At 72.4% G+C, this 24,875-nt stretch carries 19 protein-coding genes; 7 read left to right on the top strand and 12 right to left on the bottom strand.

The window, feature by feature from the left end; translation table 11 throughout:
* The first annotated feature begins 12 nt into the window (after nucleotides 1–12).
* Nucleotides 13–3,669 (top strand): bifunctional proline dehydrogenase/L-glutamate gamma-semialdehyde dehydrogenase PutA, encoded by a 3,657-nt coding sequence (gene putA / locus MET9862_RS14850; protein ID WP_142583717.1) that lies wholly within the window; start codon nucleotides 13–15, stop codon nucleotides 3,667–3,669.
* 119 nt (nucleotides 3,670–3,788) lie between these two features.
* On the opposite strand, the gene hemC is transcribed toward putA, so the two are convergent.
* From hemC to kdoO, 3 genes are read right to left on the bottom strand one after another with little or no spacing between them, the layout of a single operon-like run.
* Nucleotides 3,789–4,712 carry a hydroxymethylbilane synthase gene (hemC, locus tag MET9862_RS14845; protein ID WP_142583716.1) on the bottom strand — a complete coding sequence of 308 codons (924 nt, stop codon included), beginning with the start codon at nucleotides 4,710–4,712 and terminating at the stop codon, nucleotides 3,789–3,791.
* Between the two features lie 8 nt (nucleotides 4,713–4,720).
* The gene (locus MET9862_RS14840; RefSeq protein WP_142583715.1) at nucleotides 4,721–5,020 is read right to left on the bottom strand and encodes an antibiotic biosynthesis monooxygenase family protein; all 300 of its coding nucleotides are present in this window, start codon (nucleotides 5,018–5,020) and stop codon (nucleotides 4,721–4,723) included.
* A gap of 9 nt (nucleotides 5,021–5,029) precedes the next feature.
* Nucleotides 5,030–5,890: a Kdo hydroxylase KdoO gene (kdoO, locus tag MET9862_RS14835; RefSeq protein WP_142583714.1), complete on the bottom strand. Its 861-nt coding sequence runs from the start codon at nucleotides 5,888–5,890 to the stop codon at nucleotides 5,030–5,032.
* A 228-nt stretch (nucleotides 5,891–6,118) separates the two neighbouring features.
* On the opposite strand from kdoO, the gene MET9862_RS14830 reads away from it, so the two are divergent.
* Both MET9862_RS14830 and MET9862_RS14825 read left to right on the top strand, forming a co-directional pair.
* Nucleotides 6,119–6,541 carry an RNA polymerase subunit sigma-70 gene (locus tag MET9862_RS14830; RefSeq protein WP_142583713.1) on the top strand — a complete coding sequence of 141 codons (423 nt, stop codon included), beginning with the start codon at nucleotides 6,119–6,121 and terminating at the stop codon, nucleotides 6,539–6,541.
* A gap of 63 nt (nucleotides 6,542–6,604) precedes the next feature.
* Entirely contained in the window at nucleotides 6,605–6,901 is a 297-nt protein-coding gene (locus tag MET9862_RS14825) for a hypothetical protein (RefSeq protein ID WP_142583712.1), read from the top strand.
* A 59-nt stretch (nucleotides 6,902–6,960) separates the two neighbouring features.
* On the opposite strand, the gene MET9862_RS14820 is transcribed toward MET9862_RS14825, so the two are convergent.
* Nucleotides 6,961–7,428, bottom strand: coding sequence for an Hsp20 family protein (locus tag MET9862_RS14820; protein WP_142583711.1), 468 nt, complete (start codon nucleotides 7,426–7,428; stop codon nucleotides 6,961–6,963).
* A 197-nt stretch (nucleotides 7,429–7,625) separates the two neighbouring features.
* On the opposite strand from MET9862_RS14820, the gene MET9862_RS14815 reads away from it, so the two are divergent.
* On the top strand, nucleotides 7,626–8,699 hold the full coding sequence (locus MET9862_RS14815) for an alpha/beta fold hydrolase (RefSeq protein WP_142583710.1): 1,074 nt from the start codon (nucleotides 7,626–7,628) through the stop codon (nucleotides 8,697–8,699).
* 10 nt (nucleotides 8,700–8,709) lie between these two features.
* On the opposite strand, the gene MET9862_RS14810 is transcribed toward MET9862_RS14815, so the two are convergent.
* The 5 genes from MET9862_RS14810 to MET9862_RS14795 all read right to left on the bottom strand — a co-directional run bounded on the left by MET9862_RS14810 (nucleotide 8,710) and on the right by MET9862_RS14795 (nucleotide 12,488).
* Nucleotides 8,710–9,237: a SixA phosphatase family protein gene (locus MET9862_RS14810; protein ID WP_142583709.1), complete on the bottom strand. Its 528-nt coding sequence runs from the start codon at nucleotides 9,235–9,237 to the stop codon at nucleotides 8,710–8,712.
* Nucleotides 9,238–9,402: 165 nt separating this feature from the next.
* Nucleotides 9,403–10,260 (bottom strand): AAA family ATPase, encoded by an 858-nt coding sequence (locus MET9862_RS14805; RefSeq protein WP_142583708.1) that lies wholly within the window; start codon nucleotides 10,258–10,260, stop codon nucleotides 9,403–9,405.
* 85 nt (nucleotides 10,261–10,345) lie between these two features.
* Nucleotides 10,346–10,492, bottom strand: coding sequence for a hypothetical protein (locus MET9862_RS29400; RefSeq protein ID WP_185156875.1), 147 nt, complete (start codon nucleotides 10,490–10,492; stop codon nucleotides 10,346–10,348).
* 164 nt (nucleotides 10,493–10,656) lie between these two features.
* Nucleotides 10,657–11,289, bottom strand: a complete 633-nt coding sequence (locus tag MET9862_RS14800) for a hypothetical protein (protein ID WP_142583707.1) — start codon at nucleotides 11,287–11,289, stop codon at nucleotides 10,657–10,659.
* A complete protein-coding gene (locus MET9862_RS14795) occupies nucleotides 11,286–12,488 on the bottom strand; it encodes an ATPase (RefSeq protein ID WP_142583706.1) in 1,203 nt (400 codons plus the stop codon). The genes MET9862_RS14800 and MET9862_RS14795 overlap by 4 nt, the downstream gene beginning before the upstream one ends.
* A gap of 356 nt (nucleotides 12,489–12,844) precedes the next feature.
* Here MET9862_RS14795 and MET9862_RS14790 point away from each other — a divergent pair, with 356 nt between their 5' ends.
* A complete protein-coding gene (locus MET9862_RS14790; protein ID WP_142583736.1) occupies nucleotides 12,845–14,692 on the top strand; it encodes a cation:proton antiporter domain-containing protein in 1,848 nt (615 codons plus the stop codon).
* A 4-nt stretch (nucleotides 14,693–14,696) separates the two neighbouring features.
* On the opposite strand, the gene MET9862_RS14785 is transcribed toward MET9862_RS14790, so the two are convergent.
* The gene (locus MET9862_RS14785; protein WP_142583705.1) at nucleotides 14,697–15,104 is read right to left on the bottom strand and encodes a hypothetical protein; all 408 of its coding nucleotides are present in this window, start codon (nucleotides 15,102–15,104) and stop codon (nucleotides 14,697–14,699) included.
* Nucleotides 15,105–15,338: 234 nt separating this feature from the next.
* Here MET9862_RS14785 and MET9862_RS14780 point away from each other — a divergent pair, with 234 nt between their 5' ends.
* Entirely contained in the window at nucleotides 15,339–16,514 is a 1,176-nt protein-coding gene (locus MET9862_RS14780; RefSeq protein ID WP_142583704.1) for a vWA domain-containing protein, read from the top strand.
* Nucleotides 16,515–16,545: 31 nt separating this feature from the next.
* Here the strand turns inward: MET9862_RS14780 and MET9862_RS14775 are convergent, their stop codons facing one another.
* Both MET9862_RS14775 and MET9862_RS14770 read right to left on the bottom strand, forming a co-directional pair.
* Nucleotides 16,546–16,866, bottom strand: a complete 321-nt coding sequence (locus MET9862_RS14775) for a 2Fe-2S iron-sulfur cluster-binding protein (protein WP_142583703.1) — start codon at nucleotides 16,864–16,866, stop codon at nucleotides 16,546–16,548.
* A 149-nt stretch (nucleotides 16,867–17,015) separates the two neighbouring features.
* Complete coding sequence (locus tag MET9862_RS14770; protein WP_142583702.1) at nucleotides 17,016–17,336, bottom strand: Hpt domain-containing protein; 321 nt, start codon at nucleotides 17,334–17,336, stop codon at nucleotides 17,016–17,018.
* Nucleotides 17,337–17,731: 395 nt separating this feature from the next.
* Here MET9862_RS14770 and MET9862_RS14765 point away from each other — a divergent pair.
* Nucleotides 17,732–24,875: apolipoprotein A-IV repeat region-like domain-containing protein (locus MET9862_RS14765; RefSeq protein ID WP_142583701.1), on the top strand; the 7,144-nt coding region annotated here is incomplete at its 3' end.

Here is a 24,875-nt window from a genome sequence, read left to right as displayed (position 1 = left end):
GGGCGCGGCACGATGAGCGAGAGCGCCGATCTGCGCGAGGCCCTCCCCCGCCCCTTCGCAACCTTCGCCGACCCCGCTTCCCCGGGTGGCCCCTTGCGCGAGCGGATCCGCGCCGCGACCCGCCGGCCCGAGCCCGAATGCCTGAGCCCGCTCCTCGAACAGGCCGCACCGACCCCGCGCGAGGAGGCGGTCGCCGCCCCCCTGGCCCGCCGCCTCGTCGGCGCCCTGCGCGCCAAGGGCACCCGCGGCCCGGTGGCGCAGGTGATGCAGGAATTCGCCCTCTCAAGCGCCGAGGGCGTGGCGCTGATGTGCCTCGCCGAGGCGTTGCTGCGCATCCCCGACGAGCCCACCCGCGACGCACTGATCCGCGACAAGATCGGCACGGGCGATTGGAGCGCCCATCTCGGCCACGCTCACGGCCTGTTTGCCGGGGCCGCGACCTGGGGCCTCGTCGTCACCGGGCACCTCGTCGCGCCGCATGACGAATCCGGCCTGTCGGCGGCACTTTCGGGCCTCGTCCGCCGACTCGGCGAGCCGGTGATCCGCCGCGGCGTCGATCTCGCCATGCGGATGCTGGGCGGCCAGTTCGTCACCGGGCGCGACATCGGCGAGGCGCTGGACCGGGCCCGCGCCATGGAGGCGCGCGGCTTCTCCTATTCCTACGACATGCTCGGCGAGGCGGCGCTGACCGCTGCCGACGCCGCGCGCTACGAGCGCGACTACGCTGGCGCCATCGCGGCCATCGGCCGGGCGGCGGCCGGGCGCGGGCCCTATGCCGGGCCCGGCATCTCGATCAAGCTCTCGGCGCTCCACCCGCGCTATGCCCGGGTGCAACGCGGCCGGGTGATGGCCGAGTTGCTGCCGCGGGTGCAGGGCCTCGCCCGCGCGGCCCGCAGCCACGATATCGGCCTCAACATCGACGCCGAGGAGGCCGACCGGCTCGATCTCTCCCTCGACATCCTCGAGGGCCTCGCCCTCGATCCCGACCTTGCCGGCTGGGACGGCCTCGGCTTCGTGGTCCAGGCCTACGGCAAGCGCGCCCCGGCGGTTCTGGACGCCCTGATCGACCTCGCGGCACGCGGCCGGCGGCGGATCATGGTCCGCCTCGTCAAGGGCGCCTACTGGGACGCCGAGATCAAGCGCGCCCAGGTGGATGGGCTCGACGATTTCCCGGTCTTCACCCGCAAGCTCCACACGGACGTGTCCTACCTCGCCTGCGCCCGAACGATGCTGGCCGCCCGCGACCGGATCTTCCCGCAATTCGCCACCCACAACGCGCGCACGCTCGCCTCGATCGTCGCGATGGCCGGCCCGGATTTCCGGTTCGGCGACTACGAGTTCCAGTGCCTGCACGGCATGGGCGAGGCGCTCTATGAGGAGGTGGTGGAGAGCGAGTTCGGCCCGCCCTGCCGGATCTACGCGCCGGTGGGCAGCCACGAGACCCTGCTCGCCTATCTCGTCCGGCGGCTCTTGGAGAACGGCGCCAACGCCTCCTTCGTCCACCGGATCGGCGATTCCAGCGTGCCGGTCTCCGACCTCGTGGCCGATCCGGTGGCGCAGGCCCGCGCGATCGAGCCGAGGGGCAGTCCGCATCCGGGCATCGCCCGGCCCGGCGACCTCTACCGCCCGGAGCGGGCCAATTCCCGCGGCCTCGACCTCGCCGACGAGACCGTGCTCGCCGCCCTGCAGGCGAGTCTCGCGGCGGCAGCGCATGGGCCGCGAACCGCGCACCCGCCGCTCGGCCCCGGCGCCGACGGGTCGAAACGTCCGGTGACGAACCCGGCCGACCGCGCCGACATCGTCGGCCACGTGGTCGAGGCCGATGCGGAGACGGTGGAGGCCGCCCTCGCCCGGGCCGAGGCCGCAGCCCCCGCCTGGGCCGCCATCCCCGTGGCCGAGCGCGCCCGGCGCCTCGCCCGCGCCGCCGACCTGTTCGAGGCGCGCAGCGACGCGGTCCTCGCCCTGCTGGTGCGCGAGGCCGGCAAGACGCTGGGCAATGCGGTCTCCGAGTTGCGCGAGGCCGTCGATTTCCTGCGCTATTACGGCGCGCAGGCGCGGAGCCTCGACGCGGACACCTGCCGTCCCCTCGGGCCCGTGGTCTGCATCAGCCCATGGAACTTCCCGCTCGCGATCTTCACCGGCCAGGTCGCCGCAGCGCTCGCCGCCGGCAATCCGGCCCTCGCCAAGCCTGCGGAGGAGACGCCCCTCGTCGCCGATCTCGCGGTGTCGCTCCTGCACGAGGCCGGCATTCCTGCGGAAGCCCTTCAGATCCTGCCCGGCGACGGCGAAGTCGGCGCCCGGCTGGTGGCCGATCCGCGCTGCCGCGGGGTGCTGTTCACCGGCTCGACCGCGGTCGCGCGCGCGATTCAGCGCAGCCTCGCGGACCGCCTCGATCCGGAGGGGCGACCGGTGCCGCTGGTGGCCGAGACCGGCGGCCAGAACGCCATGGTGGTCGATTCCTCGGCGCTGCCGGAACAGGTCGTGGCCGACGTGCTCGCTTCCGCCTTCGATTCCGCCGGTCAGCGCTGCTCGGCGCTCCGTGTGCTCTGCCTTCAGGCCGAGATCGCGGAGCGCGTCCTGACCATGCTGAAGGGCGCCATGGCCGAGCTCGGCATCGGCCGTCCAGACCGGCTCGCCACCGATATCGGCCCGGTGATCAGCGCCGAGGCCCGCGACGGCATCCTGAGCCATGTGGCGCGGATGCGCGCGCTCGGCCGTCCCTTCCATGCCCTCGAGCTGCCGGCCGCGTGCGCGGGCGGCAGCTTCGTCGCGCCGACGCTCATCGAGATCGCGGGGCTCGACGACCTCGACCGCGAGGTGTTCGGCCCGGTCCTCCACGTGTTGCGCTATCCCCGGGACGGGCTCGACCGGCTGGTCGCCGACATCAACGCCACCGGCTACGGCCTGACCTTCGGCCTGCACAGCCGGATCGACGCCACGGTGGCGCGCGTCACCGAGGCGGCCCAGGCCGGCAACCTCTACGTCAACCGCAACATGATCGGGGCGGTGGTCGGCGTGCAGCCCTTCGGCGGCGAGGGCCTGTCGGGGACGGGGCCGAAGGCAGGAGGTCCGCTCTACCTGCGCCGCCTCGTGGCCGGCGCCGCGTCCGAGCCGCAGTCCGGCCACGCCCCGCCCCCGGCCTTGCGGGCGCTCCGCGACGCGCTGCGCGCAGCCGGCCGGATCGAGGAAGCCGAGATCTGCGCACGGGACGCGGCCCACTCGCTTCTCGGACTGGAGCTGGCCCTGCCGGGGCCCGTCGGCGAGAGCAACCGCTACGGCCTGCGCCCGCGCGGCCCCATCCTGTGCCGGCCGCTGAGCGAGGGCGGCCTCGTCGCTCAGCTCTCGGCGGCGCTCGCCACCGGCAACCCGGTCCGGCTGCACGCAGCTCCTGATCTGTGGGAAAGGGTCGCCGGCCTGCCGGAAGCGGTCCGCGCCGCGATCAACCGCGCGGAAGCCTTCGATCCGGCGGGCTGCGCCGCGCTCCTCGTCGAGGGCGAGGCGGAGACGCTGGCGGCCTTGCAGGAGGTGGCGGCCTTGCCCGGCCCGATTCGCCCGGTGCTGCGCGTGCCCTCGGCCGACGAGCCGCTGCCCTGGCTCCTGCGCGAGCGCAGCCTCAGCGTGAACACCGCCGCGGCCGGCGGCAACGCCTCGCTGATGGCGCTCGGCTGAACATCCGGGATCTTAAAGGGATCATCCCTTTGGTGGGGTATCGGGGCGAAGCCCTGATGGATATCCCAGGGCTCCGCCTTGGACCCGTCAAAGGCCTGAGGCCTTTGGAAACCCGGACCCTATTTCAGGTCCCGTATGTAGGTGTCGCCCGCGGCGGCCTTGAGCGCGGCGCCGGCCTCGCGGCCGATCGCCTCCGCGTCGGCGGCAGCGCCGCCGCGGCGGACCGCCCAGTGGCGGCTGCCGTCGGGCAGGAAGAGCAACCCGTCGAGATGCAGGCTCTCGCCCTCGATCCGGGCGAGCGCCGCGATCGGCGTGCGGCAGGATCCGTCGAGCTCGGCAAGCAGCGCCCGCTCGGCCGTGATGGCGGTGGTGGTTCGGGCACAGGCGACGGGCGCGAGCAGGGCGCGGATCTCGGCATCGTCGGCGCGGCACTCGATACCGAGCGCGCCCTGCGCCACCGCCGGCAGCATCTCGTCGGTGGAGAGGACGCTGCGCGCCATGGCCTCCAGGCCCAGGCGTTCCAGGCCGGCGAGCGCCAGCAGCGTCGCGTCGCATTCGCCCGCCTCCAGCTTGCGCATGCGGGTGTTGGCGTTGCCGCGCAGGGGCACGATCCTCAGGTCGGGCCGCCGCATCAGCACCTGCGCCCCGCGCCGGAGCGACGAGGTGCCGACGCGCGATCCGGGCTTCAGCCCGGCGAGGGTCTCGGCGTGCGGCGAGAGGAAGGCGTCGCGCGGGTCGTCCCGCTCCAGGATGCAGGCGATGACGAGCCCGTCCGGCAGCCAGGTCTCCACGTCCTTCATCGAGTGGACGGCGACGTCCACCTCGTCGGCGAAGAGCGCCTGCTCCAGCTCCTTCGTGAACAGGCCCTTGCCGCCGATCTCGGAGAGCGGCCGGTCGAGCACCTTGTCGGCCACCGTGGTGATGACGACGATCTCGGTCTCGAGCCCGGGATTGGCCGCGACGATGCGGTCGCGGACCATGCCCGTCTGGGCGAGCGCCATCGGGCTGCCGCGGGTGCCGATGCGCAGGGGCCTGTTCAGCATGGGAAGCCTCAGAAGGCGCTGAGAACCAGCTCGGTGTGCTCGACGCTCGGCGGCCCCTCGAAGGTCGGCGAGACGATGGCGCGGTAGTCCTTCCAGGCCTGGGAGCCGGTGAAGTCCTGGGTATGCGCCTCAAGGGTCTCCCACTCGATGAGGAGGCGGTAGCGCTGCGGCTTCTCCACCGAGCGGCGCACGTTGAAGCTGACGCAGCCCTTCGCCGCGCGGAAGATCTCGGAAGCCCGCTTGATGCCGGCCTCGAACTCGGCCTCCGAGCCGGGCTTCACATCGATCTGGGCGATCTCGAGGATCATCGGATTCTCCTACTGAAGGGGGCGGCCGAGCTTGCGCGCCAGGATGCGCTGCGGGCTCTTCTCGGGATCGGCCTGGGCGGCGACGGGCAGATAGGCGGTCTGCTCCAGCATGTAGCGTCCGCCCATGGCGCCGTGCATCACGAGGTCGGAGAAGGTGACCCAGGTCTGGCCGGGCAGGAACTCCACGTCGGCCTGGGGGGCGCTCGCCTGATAGCCCTCGTCCTGCTTCAGGGCGTCGTGCAGGTGCAGCATCAGGTGGTCGTACTCGGAGCGGCGCGCCTTGGTGATGCGCAAGGCCGCGAGCAGCCGCGCCGACAGGGGCGAGTAGCCGGGGAGCTTGGGCAGGAACCTGTCCGCCATCGAGCCGAAATCCTCGCCGACGCGCCAGCGCCGGGGCTGGCCGCTCGGGTTGATGTTGCGGAAGACCCGCAGGATGCGCTTCTCGCCGATCGGGTTCGAGGGGAAGGCGTCGACGTGGAGGCGCGTATCGTCGCGCCGCCAGCTCAGCTTGCGCTGGTCCACCTCGAAGGGCCGGTAGGAGGTGCCGGCCAGGCTGATCCGGCCGGCATATTCGGGCAGATGACGCGCGATCAGCCCCTCCGCGAAGCTGCGGTAGCGGATGAGGAGCTGGCGCAGGGCCTCCTGCTCCTCGGGCGTGCCGGCCGCCCCGCGCAGCTCGGCCTGGGTGCCGCGGATGTTGACGTTCTTGGCCTTGCCGTCGGCGAACGGGCGCTCGACGAAGCGGCTCTCGAAATCGCTGAAGGGAAAGTCGAGGTCGGGGAAGAGCAGCACCGCGCCGTCCTCCAGGGCCGCCGCCAGCGAGCCGCCGCGCGCCTCGGCCTGCGTGACCGTGTGGATGGGGCTGATCATCTCGGCCGAACTCCCGGACTTCCTGCAGCGAAGACGGTTCCGCCGTGTAGCCGAGCCGCCGCCGCAGCGCCAGGGAGGCGATTTTGCGGTGGATGACATCCGGCCGGGGCCCTGCCCGCGCTCCGGCGAGCCCGGGTCGGCTTGCGCAACCGGTCGCCGATCCGGCACGTTCAGGCTACGTTCCGGGCCCGCGCGCCCACCTGCACGCCCTGTCGCGAGAGAGCCTCCATGGCGACGCTGAAGGAATTCGAGGACGCCCTGCGCGAGCACGGCATGAACATGGCGCTCGCCCTGCTGGAGCGCCTGCGCGAGCGCGACCGCGCCACCCGCACGGTCAAGCCCGCCCGCCGGCTCACCGGGCAGAAGATGACGCCCGAACTCGCCCGCGCCATCCTGGACCTGCACGCCACCACCGGCATGACCCAGCAGGAGATCGCCTTCAAGGTCGGCGTGAACCAGGGCCGGGTGAACGAGGTGATCAAGCGCGGCAAGTGGCTGACCGACGACCCGCAGGCGCCGGAGGCGGTGGCCCGCGACAAGGCGAAGGCGCGCCTGCGCGGTGAGCCGAAGCCGAAGAAGGCCGCCGTGAAGGAGAAGAAGGTCGCCCCGCGACGCACGAACCAGGGCCAGCTCGCCCTGGGCGACCTCTGAGCGCAGCCCGGAAACGGGCGGGCCTTGCAACGTTCTCCCCGCACCCAACCGGGAGCGGACCCGATGCGACGCCTTCTTGCCCTCGCCCTCATCCTTCCGGCCCTGCCGGCGCTTGCGCAGACACGGCCCGACACCACGGCGATGAGCTGCGGCCAAGCCCGCGGCACCGTGGCGCGGGCCGGCGGCATCGTGCTGGGCACCGGCGGCCCCACCTACGACCGCTTCGTGCGCGACCGCCGGTTCTGCGAGCCGACCGAGTTCACCAAGGCCGCCTTCGCGCCGACGCGCGACAATCCGCGCTGCTTCGTCGGCTATACCTGCTTCGAGCCCGGCGCCTCGGACTGGCCGGGCGATTACTGACCCGACATGAAAACGCCCCGGCCATCGGCCGGGGCGCCCCCTCTCGGGTCGGCCGCGGATTACGCGGCCGCGCGGACCTCACCCTCGATCGCCTGGGCCGGGCGGCCGGTGGCGATCTGGATCTGGCGCGGCTTCTTCGCCTCCGGAATCTCGCGGACGAGATCGATGTGGAGGAGACCGTTCTCCAGCGCCGCGCCCGTCACCTGGACGTAGTCGGCGAGCTGGAACCGGCGCTCGAAGCCGCGCGCGGCGATGCCCTGGTGCAGGAACTCCCCGCGCTGGCCCGGATCAGCCTTGCGCTCGCCCTTCAGGGTCAGCGCGTTCTCCTTGACCTCGATCGCGAGATCGGCCTCGGTGAAGCCGGCGACCGCGACTGTGATCCGGTACGCGTTCTCGCCGGTGCGCTCGATGTTGTAGGGCGGGTAGCTCGGCACGGCGTCCGCGCTCACGAACTGGTCGAGGGCGGAGAAGAGCCGGTCGAAGCCGACGGTGGAGCGGTAGAGGGGAGCAAGATCGAACTGACGCATAACATATCCTCCGTGGAGCAACATGCTTCTGATGCATTCACGCAGGTCCGCCCGTGGGCCGGACCTTGTCGTGCCGCCGTCTGGCCGGCACAAGAGCGATATCGGGGCGCCTCCGGCCCCGTTCAAGAGCCGTGAAGCCTTCCGCAATGCTGGTGCCGTAAATTTTTTCGCCGATCCCTCGTGCCCCCGAGCCCCGGATGCTGACGCTGCGCTCCACTCCCGACAACCCGGTGCCGCCGGGCGGCATCCTCGTCCCCGTGCGCACCGCCGACGGCTGCGACCTGCGCGCCGCCTACTGGCGTCCCGCCGGCCGGACGACGAAGGGCACGGTCTGCCTGCTCCAGGGCCGGGCAGAGTTCATCGAGAAGTACTACGAGACGATCCGCGAGCTTCTGGGGCGGGGATTCTGCGTGGTCGCCTTCGACTGGCGCGGCCAGGGCGAGTCGGGCCGGCGGGTGAAGGATCCGCGCAAGGGCCATGTCGGCCATTTCGACGAGTACCGCCTGGACCTGAAGGCGGTGGCCGAGACGGTGCTGGTGCCCCTGCTGCCCGAGCCCCATGCCTGCCTCGCCCATTCCATGGGCGGCTGCGTGGCGCTCACCGGCGCCCATGACGGCTGGCTGCCCTTCGCGCGGATCGTCACCGTGGCACCGATGCTGTCGATCCGCATGGTGACATGGCCAGCCGGCGCCTCGGGCCTCGCGCGCACGCTGAAGGCGCTCGGGCTCGGCCGCTGCTTCGTGCCGCGCCTGTCCCGGGTGATGCCCTTCCCCCTGCTGCTCGGGCTGGTCGGCCGGGTCACCGGGCGCCACTACATCCCGCACGATCCCGGCGCCTCGATCGCCACCATGCCCTATCCGGGCAATCGGCTGTCGCGCGATCCGAAGCGCTACGCCCGCAACGCCGACGCGGCACGGGCGGTCGGGGCGAGCGCGGTCGGCGACCCGACGGTCGGCTGGCTCGCCGCCGCCTTCCGGGCGATGGCACGCCTGCGCGACCCGCGCGTGCCGGCCCGCATCCCGATCCCGACCCTGATCATCGGGGCCGGCGCCGACCCGGTCTGCGGCACGCCCGCCGCCGAGCGCTTCGGCGCGCGGATGAAGGCGGGCGACATTTTGGTCCTGCCGGATGCCCGGCACGAGATCCTGAGCGAGCGCGACGCGATCCGGCAGGATTTCTGGGCGGCCTTCGACGCCTTCGTGCCGGGCAGCCCCGTCCCGAAGGCGGCGCAGGCCGAGGCGGAGCCCCGCCTGCGCGAAGCGGTGGGCTGAGCGCCGCGGATCAGTCCAAATCGGCGTCGGGATCGAGATCCTTCGGCTTGACGAAGCGCTCCAGGGTCCCGGTGCCCCAGGCGATCCCGGACCAGGACTCGGCCTCGAAATCGATCACGGCCAGGGCGGCGGTGGGGAACTGCGTGGCGAGACGCTTGCGGTCGGCCTTCTTGCCGTGGCCGACAATCTCCACGGCGAAATCCTGCAGCCCCGGATTGTGGCCGACGACGAGGAGCGTGCCGGCATTGTCGGGCGCGCCCTGGATCACATCGAGGATCTGCGGCGCCATCGCCTCGTAGAGGGCATGGGCGGTCTCACCCGGATTGCCGCCGAGCGGCCCGCGCGCGCCCTCCCAGGTCTCCAGGGTGCGCCGGGCGGAGGAGACCAGCACGTAATCGGGCCGCAGGCCGGCTTCCGCGAGATAGGCGCCCATCCGCGGCGCGGCCTCCTGCCCGCGCGGGTTCAGGGGACGGTCGTGATCGGCCGTGCCGGCCGGATGCTCGGACTTGGCGTGGCGGAGAAGAAGCAGGCGGCGCATCGATGGTTCCTGTGACCGGGTCAGGGTCGGTGCGGCGCCATCGGGCGCCGCTCGTTCCGGAATTGCGGCCCGGGCGAGAGCCCGAGACCTCCGCCGGCAGTCCTCGACCATCGATGCGCAGGAGTAAAGTCCGTATCTGCCGGGGGTGCCTGCGGGGCGGGACCGTCAGACCGGTCCGCCGCGCCCCTCGCGCCGCATCATGAAGGCGAGCTTCTCGAACAGGCTGACATCCTGCTCGTTCTTGAGCAGCGCCCCGTGCAAAGGCGGGATCAGCTTGCGGCCGTCGCGCTCGCGCAGGGTCTCCGGGGAGATGTCCTCGGAGACGAGGAGCTTCAGCCAGTCGAGGAGTTCCGAGGTCGAGGGCTTCTTGCGCAGGCCCGGCACCTCGCGGGTCTCCAGAAAGACCCGCAGCGCCTCCTCGACGAGGCGGTGCTTGATGCCGGGGTAGTGGACCTCGACGATGCGATGCAGCGTCTCGGCGTCCGGGAACTGGATGTAGTGGAAGAAGCAGCGCCGCAGGAAGGCATCCGGCAGCTCCTTCTCGTTGTTCGAGGTGATGATGACCACCGGCCGCCGGGCCGCCTTCACCGTCTGCCCGGTCTCGTAGACGTGGAACTCCATCCGGTCGAGTTCGGTGAGAAGGTCGTTCGGAAACTCGATATCGGCCTTGTCGACCTCGTCGATCAGCAGCACCGGCCGGACCTCGGCCGTGAAGGCCTCCCACAGCTTGCCGCGGCGGATGTAGTTCGCGATCTCCGAGACGCGGGGATCGCCGAGTTGCGAGTCGCGCAGGCGCGAGACCGCGTCGTACTCGTAGAGGCCCTGCTGCGCCTTCGTGGTCGACTTGACGTTCCAAGTGAGCAGCGGCGCGCCGAGGCCCTTGGCGATCTCCTCGGCCAGGACCGTCTTGCCCGTGCCCGGTTCGCCCTTCACCAGCAGCGGCCGTTCCAGAACGATCGCGGCATTCACCGCTGCGGTGAGGTCCGGCGTCGCGACATAGCTCTCGGTCCCGGTGAAGCGCATGCGCCGCCCCTTCTCATCCCGTCGATTGCGACCGAGTTAGAGTGCGCGCCGCCGGAGGGGAAGCCGGTTCGACGCCGGGATGCGCTCAGGAGCGCTCACCGGCGTAGCTGATCGAGGAGGTCTTCGGGAGCTGCCAGACGTCGTCCTTGCGCGGGTGGCGCTTCAGCACGCCGTCCACGGCCAGCGTCACGGCCATCAGAACGATCGGCATGCCGATGATTGCTGCGATCACGACCACCCCGCCCCTGCCGGTCCTATCGACCGTGCAGCAGGTTACACCGACACGATGACGGTGAACAAGGTGTTAATTCTGAATTGACGGCCGAGGCTCCGCCTCGGAAAGCGAATATTCGACCCAGATACAACCGAAAGTTTTATATTCGTGTCTGGTCCGATTCAGACCTTCTTGGGATCGAACCAGATGCAGCTCTTGGACAGGCGCTTGAGGTCGAGCTCCGAGTTCGTCTGGGGCGCCACCTGGCCGTTGATGGCGATGTTCACCTGGGTCAGCACGTCGCTGCCGAATTTCTGCGGATGCGAGAAGTAGCAGTACTGGGATTCGGGCTGCTTCTCGTCACCCTTGAACTGCCAGCCGGTGACGATGTTGCCGTCGAGATGGGGCACCGATTTGAACACGGTGAAGGTGGTCCGCACCGCCGCGTTGCCGTCGTCCTTCTGGCTCGCCACCACGGAGGCGAAGTCGGGCTTGGCCGGCGCGGCCGGCTGGTCGAGGCGCAGCACGTTGTCGGTCAGCGTCACCTCGCCCTTGGTCTTCAGCGTCACCTCGGAGAGCGCGCTCTGCATCGCCTGGGCGATGCGCTCGGCGGCCGTCTCGTACTGGTTGAGATAGGCCCAGCCGAAGGCCGCCGCGCCGATGCCGGCGCCGAGCAGGGCCGCGAACAGGCCGGCGCCCGCAGCGCGCATCAGGAAGGCGCGCGCGGCGATCAGGCTCGCATCGGCCCGCAGCCGGCCGTTGACGCTCTGGGCGAGCACGACGTTCTCAGGGATACCCGGCGTGTGGATGGTCATGCACCGGCTCCGGCGCTGGCATTGACGGGCGCCTGCGCCGCAGCGGGCGGACGCCGGTCGAGGGGAATGACGGCGCCCGAGGAGGCGGCCTCACGGGGAGCTCCGGGCCGGTTCAGACCCAGTTCCTGGCGCAGGCCCTCGGTGAGCTGGTCGATCAGGTAGGGCGTGGCGGCCGGGTCGATCGTGGCGCCGAGGTCGTCCTCGTCCATGAAGGTCTTGCGCACCGAGACGGCGCAGAGTGCCAGGATGGTCGAGGCGAAGGCGGCGCAGAGCGCGGGCACGAACACGAAGATGCGCAGGAAGGCATGGACCTGGGCGTCGGTCACGTCGATCGGATCGACGCCGTAGACCATGGCCGTGAAGGAGTGGAGTTGCGAGCGGTTGACCGCGTTGCGATAGGCCTGCTCGGCATCGGCGACGCGCCGGTCGGCCTGGCCGCGGTCGAGGGCGGCGCGGGCTTTCCGCGCCTCCTCCAGGTCCTTGGTCAGGGCCGTGCGGTCGGCCCCGGCCTTGGCGACGCTGGCGGAGAGCGTCTGCGTGCGCGGGTCGGTCACGCATTTCAGGTTCTGGTAGCGCACGCCCCGGCTGTTGGTGCCGAACACCTTCTCGCAGCGCTGGGCCGGCAGGCCCGCGAGCTGGGCGGAATTCTCGGCGGCGCGCTTCTCGATCTGCTCCAGTTCCGTCGTGTATTGCTGCACCCGGGCATCGGCCGCCGCGATGCGGGTGTCGATGCTGGCGCGGTCGGCCTGCGCGTCCTTGAGCGCCGTCTTGGTGCGCGCGGCCTCCATCAGGCGGGGATGGAACATCATCTCGCCGAGCTGCGAGACCGACTTCGTGGTGACGCCGGCCGCGAACAGGATGCCGAGGACCGCCAGGCACCGCACGAAGTAGGAGCGCTGGGTCCGCGCCAGGATGCCGAGCGGCACGCGGCACAGCTCCACGGCAGCGTAGACCAGCGGGGCAAGCAGCATGAAGTAGAAGGCGTGGTTGTCACCGTCGCTGTAGACGCCCGCGAACAGCCACGCGCCCCAGAGCGAGGCGCCGATCACCATGAACTCGACGAGATAGGCGATCGCGACATAGCCCCACTTGATCCGGTAGCCCTTCTCGACGTGCCGCTCGTGGGTCCACCGTTGGGACTCGAGCGCCCAGGCGCGGCGCTCGCGCTGGACCTCCCGGCTCGGAGGGGCTTTCGGCATAGGGCTCTCTCGGACGCGTACGGCTGGGCAAGCTTAACCCTGCGTTAAACTTCTCCGATATGCGCGCATTGTGCCGAATTTACGCCGCGGCCGCGCAATCCCCGAGATCCCGGGCCGGGTGGCACAAATGCCTCACCGCCGGTTGCCTCGACCGGCGCGCCGTGAAATGGCCTGAGGACGCGGGGTCACGCGGGATTCCGATTGCCGGCCCTCCCCGCAGGACCCATGATCGCCCGCGGAGGCGCCCGGCCGCAGGCAGGCCGCCCGGCTCCACATCATCGGTCTCTCGCGCTCCCTTGCCGGGACGGCACCCGGTTCGGCGGGGAGCGCTCCAGCGCGAGGTGAACCCGACCGACATGCCCGAGGTCCACGCCGGCTCCTACAAGGAAGCGATCCTGTTCCTCATGACCGCGGGGATCGTGGTGCCGCTGTTCCACCGCCTGCGGATCAGCCCGGTCCTGGGCTTCATCGGCGCCGGGGCGCTGCTCGGGCCGTTCGGCCTCGGCCGGTTCGCCGACGATCACCGCTGGGTCTCGCTGTTCACGATCGGCAATCGGACCGAGATCGCGCATCTCGCCGAGTTCGGCGTGATCTTCCTGATGTTCATGATCGGCGTGGAGCTGTCCTGGGAGCGCCTGCGGACCTTGCGCCGCCTCGTCTTCGGCCTCGGCTCGATCCAGGTCCTGTGCTCGGCCCTGGTGATCGGGGCGATCCTGTTCGGCCTCAAGGTGCCGCTGGCGGGCGCGGCGATCGTCGGGATCGCGCTGGCCCTGTCCTCGACCGCGGTGGTTCTGCCGGTGCTGGCAGAGCAGAGGCGGCTGAACGCGCCATCGGGCCGGGCGAGCTTCGCGGTCCTGCTGTTCCAGGACCTCGCGGTGGCGCCCGTCCTGTTCGCCATCGCGGTGCTCGGCCGCTCGGACGGGGCGGATATGGGCACGGCGCTGGCCTTGGCGCTGGCCCAGGCCGCCATCGCCCTCGTGCTCATCGTGGTGGCCGGCCGCCTCGCGCTCCGCCCGCTCTTCCACCTCGTGGCGCGGACGAAGTCCACCGAGCTGTTCATGGCGGCCTGCCTGCTCGTGATCGTGGCCACCGCCCTGACCGCGGCCGCGAGCGGGCTCTCGATGACGCTCGGCGCCTTCGTCGCCGGCCTCCTCCTCGCCGAGACCGAGTACCGCCGCGCGATCGAGGCGACCATCGACCCGTTCAAGGGCCTCCTGCTCGGCGTGTTCTTCGTCTCGGTCGGCATGAATCTCGATCCGGCGCAGCTTCTCGCCGCGCCGGGCGCCATCCTCGGCCTGTCGCTCGCGCTCATCGCGATCAAGGCCGTGGTGGTGATGATGGCCGCGCCCGTCCTGAAGATCCCGCGGCCGGTGGCTGCCGAGGCCGCGCTTCTGCTCGGTCCCGGCGGCGAGTTCGCCTTCGTGCTGATCGGGAGCGCCCTCGCCTCGGGCCTCGTGCCCGAGGAGGTGGGTGGCGCCGCTCTCATCGTCACCACCGTCACGATGATCCTGATCCCCGGGCTCGCCGCCCTCGCCCGCCTCGTCGGCCGGCGCAGCGCCGGCCAGCAGCACGCGCGGGTGCGGGCCGAGCCGCCGCCGGACAAGCAGCAGAACCGCGTCATCATCGCCGGCTACGGCCGCGTCGGGCGGCAGGTCGGCGAGATGCTCACCCGCCACAAGATCCCCTACATCGCCCTCGACTCGGATGCGGGGCGGGTGGCCGAGCAGCGCCGCCTCGGAAATCCGGTCTATTTCGGCGATTCCGGCAGCGTCGAGCTGCTGCGCCGCTGCGACATCGCCTCGGCCCGCGCCCTCGTCGTCACCCTCGACAACCCGCACGCCGTCGAGGCGGCGGTGGCCGCCGCCCGCGCGGAGCGGCCGGACCTCACGATCGTGGCCCGCGCCCGCGACGCGCGCCACGCCACTGCCCTCTATGACATGGGCGTGGACGATGCGGTGCCGGAGACGATCGAGGCCTCGCTGCAGCTCTCGGAGGCGGTGCTCGTCGATGTCGGCGTGCCCATGGGCCTCGTCATCGCCTCGATCCACGAGCGGCGGGACGAGTACCGGGCCATGCTGAAGCGCAAGGAGACGGACACGCGCCCGGTCTTCCGCGCCCGCCGCACGGTCGGCAAGCAGGCGGAGGCGCCGCGCGAGGCGGGCGCTGCGAAGGAGGAACCGGCCTCGGTCGGCCGTCGGGCCTGACCGGTCAGGCCGGCAGCGCGTCGAACAGGTCGGTGCGGATCGCCGTCCGCACCGGCTTGGCCCTCGGCCGCGGCTCCTCTCCGGCGAGACTGCAGCGGTAGGTGATCTCGTCCGGGGGGCCGAGCCCGGTGACGAGGGGCACCGTCACCGTGTCCTCGTGGAACTTCCAGCCGCGGGCGCCCTTGTCCCAGTACAGCCAGACCGTGCCGGGATGGCCGGCGATCGCGAAGATCGCCGCCTTGCGCGTCACGGCCTGGACATGCCGCGGCGCGAACAGGCCCTTGGCCCTGTAGGCCTCGATCGTCCCGGCAGGCTGCCGCTCGACGAAGGTGTTGCGCACGATCTGAATCGTCGCGCCCGGTTTCTCGAGAAACCGCTTGAAATCGCGCATGCTGCGGAGGACAACCGCCATCGCAGACCTCCCGTGCGGCTCAGCTTCGACTCGAACGCGCCGCCACGACTCGATGCCGCAGGATTGTGCGCCGCACCGGCCAGGTTTCGTGACTGAAATCGTCGGAATCGCGAGTCTATCAACAGACTTCGGGAGTCATGCACAGGATTCCTGAACCCGGATCGACTCAGGGCGCGCGCCGGGCGACTCGGCCGCACGCTTGACCCGGCGCCTCCGACTGCGCGTTATCCCGCCATGCTGCTGCACTTCTTCACCGCGCTCCGCGACGCCAAGGTGCCCGTCTCCCTGCGCGAGTACCTCGTCCTGCTCGACGCCCTTGAGCGCGACCTCGCGGAGAAGCGCGTCGAGGAGTTCTACTTCCTGGCACGCACCGCGCTCGTGAAGGACGAGAGCCATCTCGACCGATTCGACCGGGTCTTCGGCACGGTCTTCAAGGGCCTGGAGAGCATGGGCGAGGCGGTCGCGCCGGCGGCGATCCCGGAGGAATGGCTGCGCAAGCTCGTCGAGAAGCACCTCACCGAGGCGGAGAAGGCCGAGATCCAGGCGCTCGGCTGGGACAAGCTGTTCGAGACCCTGAAGCAGCGGCTCGCCGAGCAGAAGGGGCGTCACCAGGGCGGCTCGAAATGGATCGGAACCGGGGGCACCTCGCCGTTCGGCGCCTACGGCTACAATCCGGAAGGCATCCGCATCGGACAGGATGGGAACCGCAACTTCCGCGCCGTGAAGGTCTGGGACAGGCGCGAATTCCGCGATCTCGACGACACGGTGGAACTCGGCGCCCGCACCATCCGCGTGGCGCTGCGGCGCCTGCGCCGCTTCGCCCGCACCGGCGCGGCGGAGGAGCTCGACCTCGACGGCACCATCCGCTCCACCGCCAAGGCCGGCTACCTCGACGTGCGGATGCGGCCGGAGCGGCACAACGCGGTGAAGGTGCTGCTCTTCCTCGATGTCGGCGGCTCGATGGACTGGCACGTGGAACTCGCCGAGACCCTGTTCTCGGCAGCGCGCTCGGAATTCAAGCACCTCGCGCACTACTACTTCCACAACTGCCCCTACGAGGCGGTCTGGACCGAGAATGCCCGCCGCCACGACGCGCGGACGCCGCTCCTCGACGTGATCCGCACCTACGGCTCGGATTACCGCCTCGTCTTCGTGGGCGACGCCGCGATGAGCCCCTATGAGATCGCCATGGCGGGCGGCTCCGTGGAGCACTGGAACGAGGAGCCGGGCGCGGCCTGGATGCAGCGCCTGCTCGACCATTTCCCCAAGGCCGCCTGGCTCAACCCGGTGGCCGAGGCGCATTGGCCCTACACGCAGTCGATCGGGATGATGCGGAAAATCCTCGGCGACCGCATGTATCCGCTGACGCTCGACGGGATCGACCGCGCGACGCGCGGGCTCCTGCGGTGAGCCGGGCGCCGGGGCCGGGGGCGGCCTTGCCTCAGCCCTGGCGGGCGGGCGTGTGCACGGTCAGCCCGTCGAGATCGGGCGCGATCTTGATCTGGCAGGAGAGGCGCGAGGTCGCCCGCACGTCGGAGGCGAAGTCGAGCATGTCCTGCTCCATGTCCTCGGCCGGTCCGACCCGCTCGGCCCAGTCATCGGCGACATAGACGTGGCAGGTGGCGCAGGCGCAGGCGCCGCCGCATTCCGCGTCGATCCCCGGCACGTTGTTGCGCAGAGCCGTCTCCATCACGGTCGCGCCGACGCTGCCCTCGACGGTCCGGGCCGTACCGGCGGCGTCGATATAGGTGATCTTGGGCATTGCGGGCTCCGGTGTCGTGTCGGGCGGCTCTACATGCGGGCGAGCGGCGCGCTTGCTTGACGGGAGGAGCCCCGGATTGCAAGCGCGTCGGCGGCGCGCCTCTCAAATAGCGTGCCGCACCGCGTCTTCGCCTGTCGGCGCCTGCGCCTTCACGCCGCGTCGGCAATCTCGGCGAGTGCGGCCGCGGCCTGCTCCTGGAGCGCGGCGATATCCGGACCCGGCTCCGTCGAGTCGCGCAACGCTGCCTCGACCCGCCCGGCGAGATCCTGCACGCGGTCCGCGCCGATCCCGGCGGCCGAGCCCTTGAGGGTGTGGGCGAGGTCGGCCCGGTCCGGGAAGGCGAGGGCCCGGTCTGCGATGCCGGGCAGGAGCCGCCGGCACTGGGCGGCGAACAGGCCGAGGATCTCGGCGGCCAGTGCGTCGTCCCCGCCGGTCTGCGCGGCGAGGTGGGCTCGGTCGATCGCAGTCATCGCGGGCTCCCCTGCGGGCTCTTGGGCCCCCTCCTAGAGCCGCCCCCGAACGCGTTGCAATCGGGGATCGCTCTCAGTCCTTGTATGACGCGCTCTCTTGCGCCGAACCGGCATCCGCTCCGGCGGCGAGCGCTCAAACCCAGCCCCCGCCCGCTATCCACAGCGCCGCCCCGCGCGAGTCGCGCCGGGCGGTGCGTTGCGGCATCATGGAATCGACGGGGAGCATGGGCCCGCGGGCAGCCGTGGTAACCATTCCGTTAAGGTTTTCTGTGCGCCCGCCCGGCTCGGGTATCCGGTCCGCCGGGCGAGGTCTAAACTTCTTTGGTAAACGGGTAATCGCGCCCGCTGGCCGGATGGCGTCCGGCGGCGGGTGCGCGCGTATAGCGGGGCGTTGGATGGCCACGGACAAGAAGCTGAAGGACCCGGCCGAGGCCGCTCTGTCTGCGATCGAGCAGGCGCTGAACCTCGACGCCCTGACGCCGATCGAGACCGAGCGCCGGGCCGAGCCGCGCCTGCCGGATGTGGGGGATGCCGACCCGCTCGCCGACCCCTCCGGCCGCACCATGCCGCCGCGCCTCGACCTCGATGCGCCGCTGACCTCGGACCTGCCGCCGCCGGGCCGCGAGCGTATCCGCCGCGAGGGCGGCCTCCTGCCGCCCGACCGCTCGCTCGTGGCCAACGACGACCGGCGCAACATCGGCATCCTGCAGCAGACCCTGCGGGTGCGCCCGTCACGCAAGCCCTACCTGTTCGCTGCGGCGGCCGCCTTCCTCTGGCTCAACGGCCTTCTGCTGATCGCCTGGAGCCATTCCGGTGGCGACCTCAAGGGCTTCCTCGGCGGCCTCGACGCGCTCCAGGCCACCGTCGGGGCGGCGGCACTCGCGGGGCCGATCTTCCTGTTCCTGATCGCGGCGATGCTGGCGGTGCGCGCGCAGGAGATGCGCCTCGTCGCCCGCGCGGTCGGCGAGGTGGCGATCCGGCTGGCCGAGCCCGAGAGCTTCTCGACGGACGCCGTGCTGACCATGTCGCAGACGGTCCGCCGCGAGGTCGCCGCGGTGGGCGACGGCGTCGAGCGGGCGCTCGCCCGCGCGGGCGAGCTCGAGACCCTGGTGCGCGGCGAGATCGCGACCCTCGAGCGCGCCTATTCCGACAACGAGATCCGCATCCGCGCCCTGGTCGACGAACTCGTCGCCCAGCGCGAGGCGATCGTGGCCAATGCCGACCGGGTGCGCGGCGCCATCACCGGCTCGCACCAGAGCCTGAGCCAGGAACTGGAGGGCGCCTCCGAGCGCATCGTCGCGGCGATGACCGGCGCGGGCGACCGCGTCACCCAGGCGCTCGACGCCCGCGGCGAGGCGATCACCGCCTCTCTCGGCGAAGCCGGCGAGCGCGTCGTCGGCGCCATGACCGGCCGCGGCGACGCCCTGATCGAGCGGCTCGTGGCCACCAGCGACGGCGTGCGCGGCAGCCTCGGCGAGATCGGCGAGACCCTGACCCGCAGCTTCGAGACCCGGGCCACCGAGGTCACCCGCGCCTTCGAGGCGGCGGGCAGCGGCCTCACCGAGCAGCTGGCCGCGAGCACCGGCCAGGTGGCGCGCACCCTGGCCGAGACGGGGGCCGGCGTGATCGAGGCGCTGGATCGCCAGGGCAGCGCCGTCCGCGCCAGCTTCGAGCGCTCGGCGGGCGAGCTGGAGAGCACCTTCCTCACCCGTGGCGGCGCGCTGACCGAGCAGTTCGTGGCGACCGGCGATGCGCTGACCGAGCGTTTCGCGGCCACGGCCGGCGCGCTGACCGAGCGCTTCGCGGAAACCGGAAGCGGCCTGTCCGAGCGCTTCGCCACAACCGGCGGCGAGATCACCGCGCGCTTCGCCGAGACCGGCAACGCCTTCACCCAGGACCTCGCGAGCCGCGGCGCCGCTTTGCGCAGCGAGATCGAGAGCGCCGGCACCGGCGTGGCCGAGACCATCGAGGCCCGCGGGCGCGAGGCGCAGGCGGCGCTGGCGCTGGCGGCCGGCGGCATCGTCGAGACCTTCACGGCGCGGACCGGCGCGCTGCGCGACGACCTGCTCGGCACGGCCGAGCGCGTCGGCGAGACGGTGGCCGAGCGCGGCAGCGCGGTGGCCGAGCGCATCGCGGGCGTGGCCGAGCGCCTGCACGAGACCGTCACCGTACACGGCGCGGATCTGGAAGCCCGCCTCGACGCTGCGGGCGAGCGGGCCGGCAGCCTCGTGGCGCGGCACTCGGCCGAGGCGGCCACGAGCCTGGAGACCGCCTTCGCCGATCTCGGCCGCACCTTCGAGACGGGCGCGGCTGACGCGGTCGCCTCCCTGCGCGGCTCGGTCGAGACCCTCACCGCGGCTCTCGGCAGCGGCAGCATGGAGGCCGCCGAGGCCCTGCGCCGCTCGGCCGCCACGGCCACCGGCGAGATCGAGATGCGCACCGTCGAGGCCGTGGAGGTCTTCGAGCGCCGGCTCGACGCCTTCACGGAGACCCTCGCCACGCGCACCGGCGCGGCGGCGGAGAGCCTGAGCAGCGCCGCCCGCGACGCGCACGAGACGACCGAGGCGCGCACCGCCGCCATGACGGCCGCCGTTGCCGAGAGCATCGAGGCCCTGCGCCGTACGGCCACCGGCACCACCGGCGAGCTGGAGACCCGCACCGTCGAGGTCGTGCAGATCTTCGAACGCCGTCTCACCGAGTTCGCCGAGGCGCTGGCCGCCCGCACGGGCGGCGCGGCCGAGACCCTCACCCTCGCCGCCCGCGAGGCGCAGGAGAGCGCCGCCACGCGCAGCGCCGAGATGAGCGCGGCGATCACCGCCAGCATCGCCGTGCTGCGCACCATCGCCACCGAGGTCCACGACACCGTGGAGGCTCGCGCCGCAACGAGCCTGCAGCAGCTGCGCACTGGCACCGCGCAGGCCGGCAGCGAGATCGGCGAGCGGACGGAGGCCGCGGTCGCGGCCGTGCAGGCCGCGATCGCGCGCATCGGCAGCGAGATGGAGGCCCGCACCAGCGAGGCCACCGGCACGCTCGCCCGCACGGCGGCCGAGGTCCGGGAGGAACTCTCCGCCCGCCTCGGCGAGATCGAGGGCGCTCTCGGCACCCACGGCCGCGGCGTCGCCGACCTCCTCAGCACCCATGCCGAGGAGACGCATGCCCGCATCGCCGGCACCGGCCGCGACATCGTGCTCGCCGTCGCGACGCAGGGCGCGCGGATCGCCGACACGCTCAGCCAGACCGGCGCCAGCATCGCCGAGACCGCGGATGGCCGCGTCAAGGCTCTCGACGAGACCATCGGCAGCCGCCTCGCCACCCTCCAGGAGACCATCGCCAGGGGCGACATCCTGGCCGACCGGATCGCGCAGGGCACCTCCGCCTTCGGGCAGACCGTGGACGCGCGCCTCGGCGAGATGGACCGCATCATCACCCTGGAAGGCCCGGCCGTCATCGACCGGATCGCCGAGCGCGCCCGCGACGCGCAGGCCGCGGTCGACACCCATCTCGGCGCCCTGGAGGAGCGTGCCGCCAAGCGCTCGGCCGAGATCGGCGAGACCTTCGCCAACCTCGTCACCCATATCGACGGTCATCTCGGCGCCCGCGCCACCGCGCTCAACGAGGCGCTGATCGTGCGCACCGGCGAGATCGCCCGGGTGATGACCGAGGGCGGCCGCGACCTCGTGCAGGCCCTCGACGGCCGCACCGAGGCCCTGACCCAGGATATCGGCGCCCGCGCCGCCGAGATCGCCGGCCGTCTGGAGAGCCAGATCACAGAGCTCGCCCGGCAGCTCGACGCCGGCGCCGGCCGCCTCGACAGCGGCGTCCTCGCCCGCATGGAGGCGATCGGCGCCGCGCTGGAGGAGCGCTCGCGCCTCCTCGACGAGCGATTCGGCGCTCAGGCCTTCGAGGCGGTGCGCCTGCTGGAGAGCCGCACCCGTGCGGTGGACGAGGAGCTTGCGGCCCGCACCCGCGAGCTGGTGGAGATGGTCGAGGCCCGCACCGGTGGCATCGGCGGGGCCCTGGCCGAGCGCGTCGCGGCCTTCGAGCAGAGCTTCGAGGCACGCGCCAACGGACTCGACCGCAGCCTCGGCGAGCGCGTGCAGGAGATCGTCGGCCTGATCGAGGCCCGCGCCCGCGAGGCCGATGCGGCGCTGGCCGCCCGGACCGACGCGGTTCGCGCCGCCTTCGCCGAGCGCTCGGACCTGCTCGGCCGCTTGATCGACGAGCGAACCGCCGCGATGTCGAACGAACTCGACGAGAAGGGCCGCAGCGTGTTCGGCGCCATCGGCGGGCGCATCACCGAGCTTGCCCGCCTGTTCGACCGCGGCGGCTCCTCGCTCGCCGAACTGATCGACCAGCGCGGCGAGAGCGTGCTGGCCAGGCTCCAGCAGACCATCGCCGATGCCGAGCACATGCTGGAGGACGGCGAGGGCCGCCTCGGGCGCACCCTCTCGGCGCGCACCGCCGACATCAGCACCCTGCTCGACGAAGGCGTGCGCACGGTCCATGGTCTGCTGGACGAGCGCACCACGCAGATCCGCGGCCTGCTCGACAACCACGCCACCACCCTGTCGAGCAGCCTCGACGGCCGCATCGGCCCGCTGCATGACGCCCTCGACGACCGCGGCCGCGAGATGGTCGCCTCGATCGAAGGCGCGGTCGGCTCGGCCGCGGAGACGCTCGAGGCGCGCACGCGCTTCCTCAGCGAGCTGTTCGAGCAGCGCCTCGGCGCCCTCGAAGCGCTGGTCGACGGGCGCGGCGACCGCATCGCGCAGAGCCTCGATGCCCGGGCGCAAGCCCTGCGCAGCCTGTTCGACGAGGCCGGCGCGGCCCTCGATGCCGCGGCGGGCGATCACAGCCGCCAGCTGGCGGGCAGCGTCGACCAGCGCGTTCGCTCGCTGCGCGCGCTCCTCGACGAGGCGCCGGCCGTCATCGGCGGCCTGCTGGAATCGCGCGAGCGCCAGATGGCCGACAGCCTCGACACCCGTACCGAGCGGCTGCGCAGCGTGCTCGACGCGGCGCACACCGCCCTCACCAGCACGATCGACGGACAGGGTGACCGCCTGACCGGCGTCGTCGAGACGCGGATCCAGGCGCTCCGCACGCTTCTCGACGAGGCGCCGGCCGCGCTCTCCGGCCTCATCGAGGCCCGCGAGAACGCCCTCGCCGAGAGCCTCGACAGCCGCCTGGAGCGCCTGCGCGGCCTGTTCGAGGAGGCCCGCTCCACCATCGATGCCGTCGTGCAAGGCCAGGGCGGCCGTGCCGCGGCGGCCATCGAGGCCCAGGTCGAGGCCCTGCGCACCCTGCTCGACGGGGCGCCGCTCGCCCTCGCCGGCTTGGTGGAGAGCCGCGAGCAGGCCCTCGCTCAGACCCTCGACGCCCGCACCGACCGGCTGCACGGCCTGTTCGAGGAAGCCCGCGGCGCCATCGACGCCACGGCCGACCTGCACGCCACCCGGTTCGCGAGCGAGATCGAGGCCCGCATCCAGGCCCTGCGCAGCCTGATGGACGAAGCGCCGGCCGCGATGACCGGCCTGATGGAGGCGCGCGAGCGCCAGATGGCCGACAGCCTCGACAGCCGCACGCGCCGCCTGCGCGCCCTGTTCGAGGAGGCGCAGGACGGCCTCGGCGCCCTGGTGGAGGAGCGCAGCCGTGCGCTCACCGAGACCGTGGAGACGCGCATCGAAGCCTTGCGCGGCCTGTTCGAGGAGACCCGCACGACGATCCGCGACCTGCTCGACGGCCGCGCCCTCAACCTCACCGACGCGGTCGAGGCCCGGGCGCAGGCGCTCGCCGCGACCTTCGACGCGCGCCTCGCCGATCTCGACGCCCTGGTCTCCGAGCGCACCGCGGCGCTCGCCCGCCAGGTCGAGGAGCGCGGCACGGCGCTGACCCAGGCCGTGGACGAGCGCAGCGAGGCCTTCACCCAGCGCATCGACAGCCGGATGAAGCTGTTCGCGACCCTGGTCGCGGCCCGCGGCGACGCACTGGCCACCGCCTTCGACGACCGCCACGACGCCTTCGGAAACCTCGTGGACGCACGCATGGCCGGACTGGTCGCCGCCCTCGACGAGCGCGCCCGCAACCATGCGGCCCTCGCCGAGGCCCATACCGCGGCGCTCGCCGCCGCCCTCGACGAGCGCAACGGCGCCATCGCCCAGCTCCTCGACGAGCGGACGAACCAGATGTCGGCCACCTTCGAGCGGCGCGCCACGGCGCTCGGCAGCCTGGTGGATGCCCGCGGCGAGGCCCTCTCCCGCCGGCTCGCCGAGAGCGCCGAGGCCCTGGTGCGCACGATCGAGGACAAGGGCGGCGCCCTGGTTGCCAGCGTCGGCGAGCACGGAGAGGCGGCGAGCGACGCCATGGAGCGGCAGGTCGAGCGCCTGCGCGCAGCCATCGACGGCCCGGTCCTCGATCTCGCCGCGGCGCTGGAGGAGCGCGGCCACGCCATCGAGCGCGCGCTCGCCGAAACCGGCGCGCCGCTGCTGGAGGCCCTGCGCGAGCGCACCGAGGCCCTGGCCGCCCAGTCCCAGGACTCCGCCCGGATCCTGCGCACCGCCGTCGAGGAGGGCGCGGCCCAGGCCATCGCCGGCCTCGGCGAGACCAACGAGCGCCTGCGGCGCGACCTCGGCAGCGTGCTGGTCCGCATCGACAGCGCCAACGAGGTGCTGCGCGAGCTGCTGACGGAGGCCGGCGGCAGCCTCGGCGCCGTCGAGCAGGGCCTTGCCGGCCGCGTCGAGCAGATCCAGGCGGCGCTCGCCGAGATCGCCCGGGAGACCGGGCGGGCGAGCGAGGGCGTCGCGGCCCAGGTCAGCGCCCTGCAGGCGGTGGCCGAGAGCGCGGCCCGCGAGACCGCCGGCCTCGCCGAGGCGCTCGACGGGCGCGGGCGCTCCCTCGCCGACCAGACCCGCACCCATGTGGCGGCCCTCGACCAGGCGGCGGCCGCGCTCGCCGCGATCGAGGAGCGGCTCGCCGCGACCCTGGCGGGCCGCGAGGGCGCCGTCGAGACGGCGCTGGCCGGCCTGGAGCAGCGCTCCGACAGCCTGGAGAGCCGCACCCGCGCCTTCGCGGAGGGCATCGAGCAGAGCCTGCGCGCGGCGGAGGAACGCGCCCGCACCGTGGGCGAAACCCTGACCCGCTCGGCCGAGACCGCGAGCGCGGCGGTGACCGGCGCCTTCCGGGACCTCAGCACGGGGGCCGGCGCCGAGGGCGAGAAGGCGACCCAGGCGGTGCGCAGCGCCATCGAGACCGCCGCGCAGGAGATCCGCACCGGCTTCGAGGCGGCCGAGGCCCGATTCGGCGAGTCGGTGTCGGCCCTGCGGGGGATGGCGGCCTCGATCCGCAGCGAGCTGGAGACGACCCGGGCCGACCTCGCCCGCGGCGTGCTGGAGATTCCGCGCGAGACGCAGGACGCGGCCGGCGAGATGCGCCGGGTGGTCTCCGACCAGATCAAGGCGCTGAACGAGCTCTCCGCCCTGGTCGCCCGCTCGAACCGCGCGGTCGACGTGGCCCAGCCGGCCGAGCAGAAGCGCGCGGCCGAGG

The sequence above is a fragment of the Methylobacterium symbioticum genome (assembly GCF_902141845.1).
In the GTDB taxonomy this organism is placed as follows: domain Bacteria; phylum Pseudomonadota; class Alphaproteobacteria; order Rhizobiales; family Beijerinckiaceae; genus Methylobacterium; species Methylobacterium symbioticum.
This window is presented reverse-complemented; position numbering and strand designations above follow the sequence as displayed.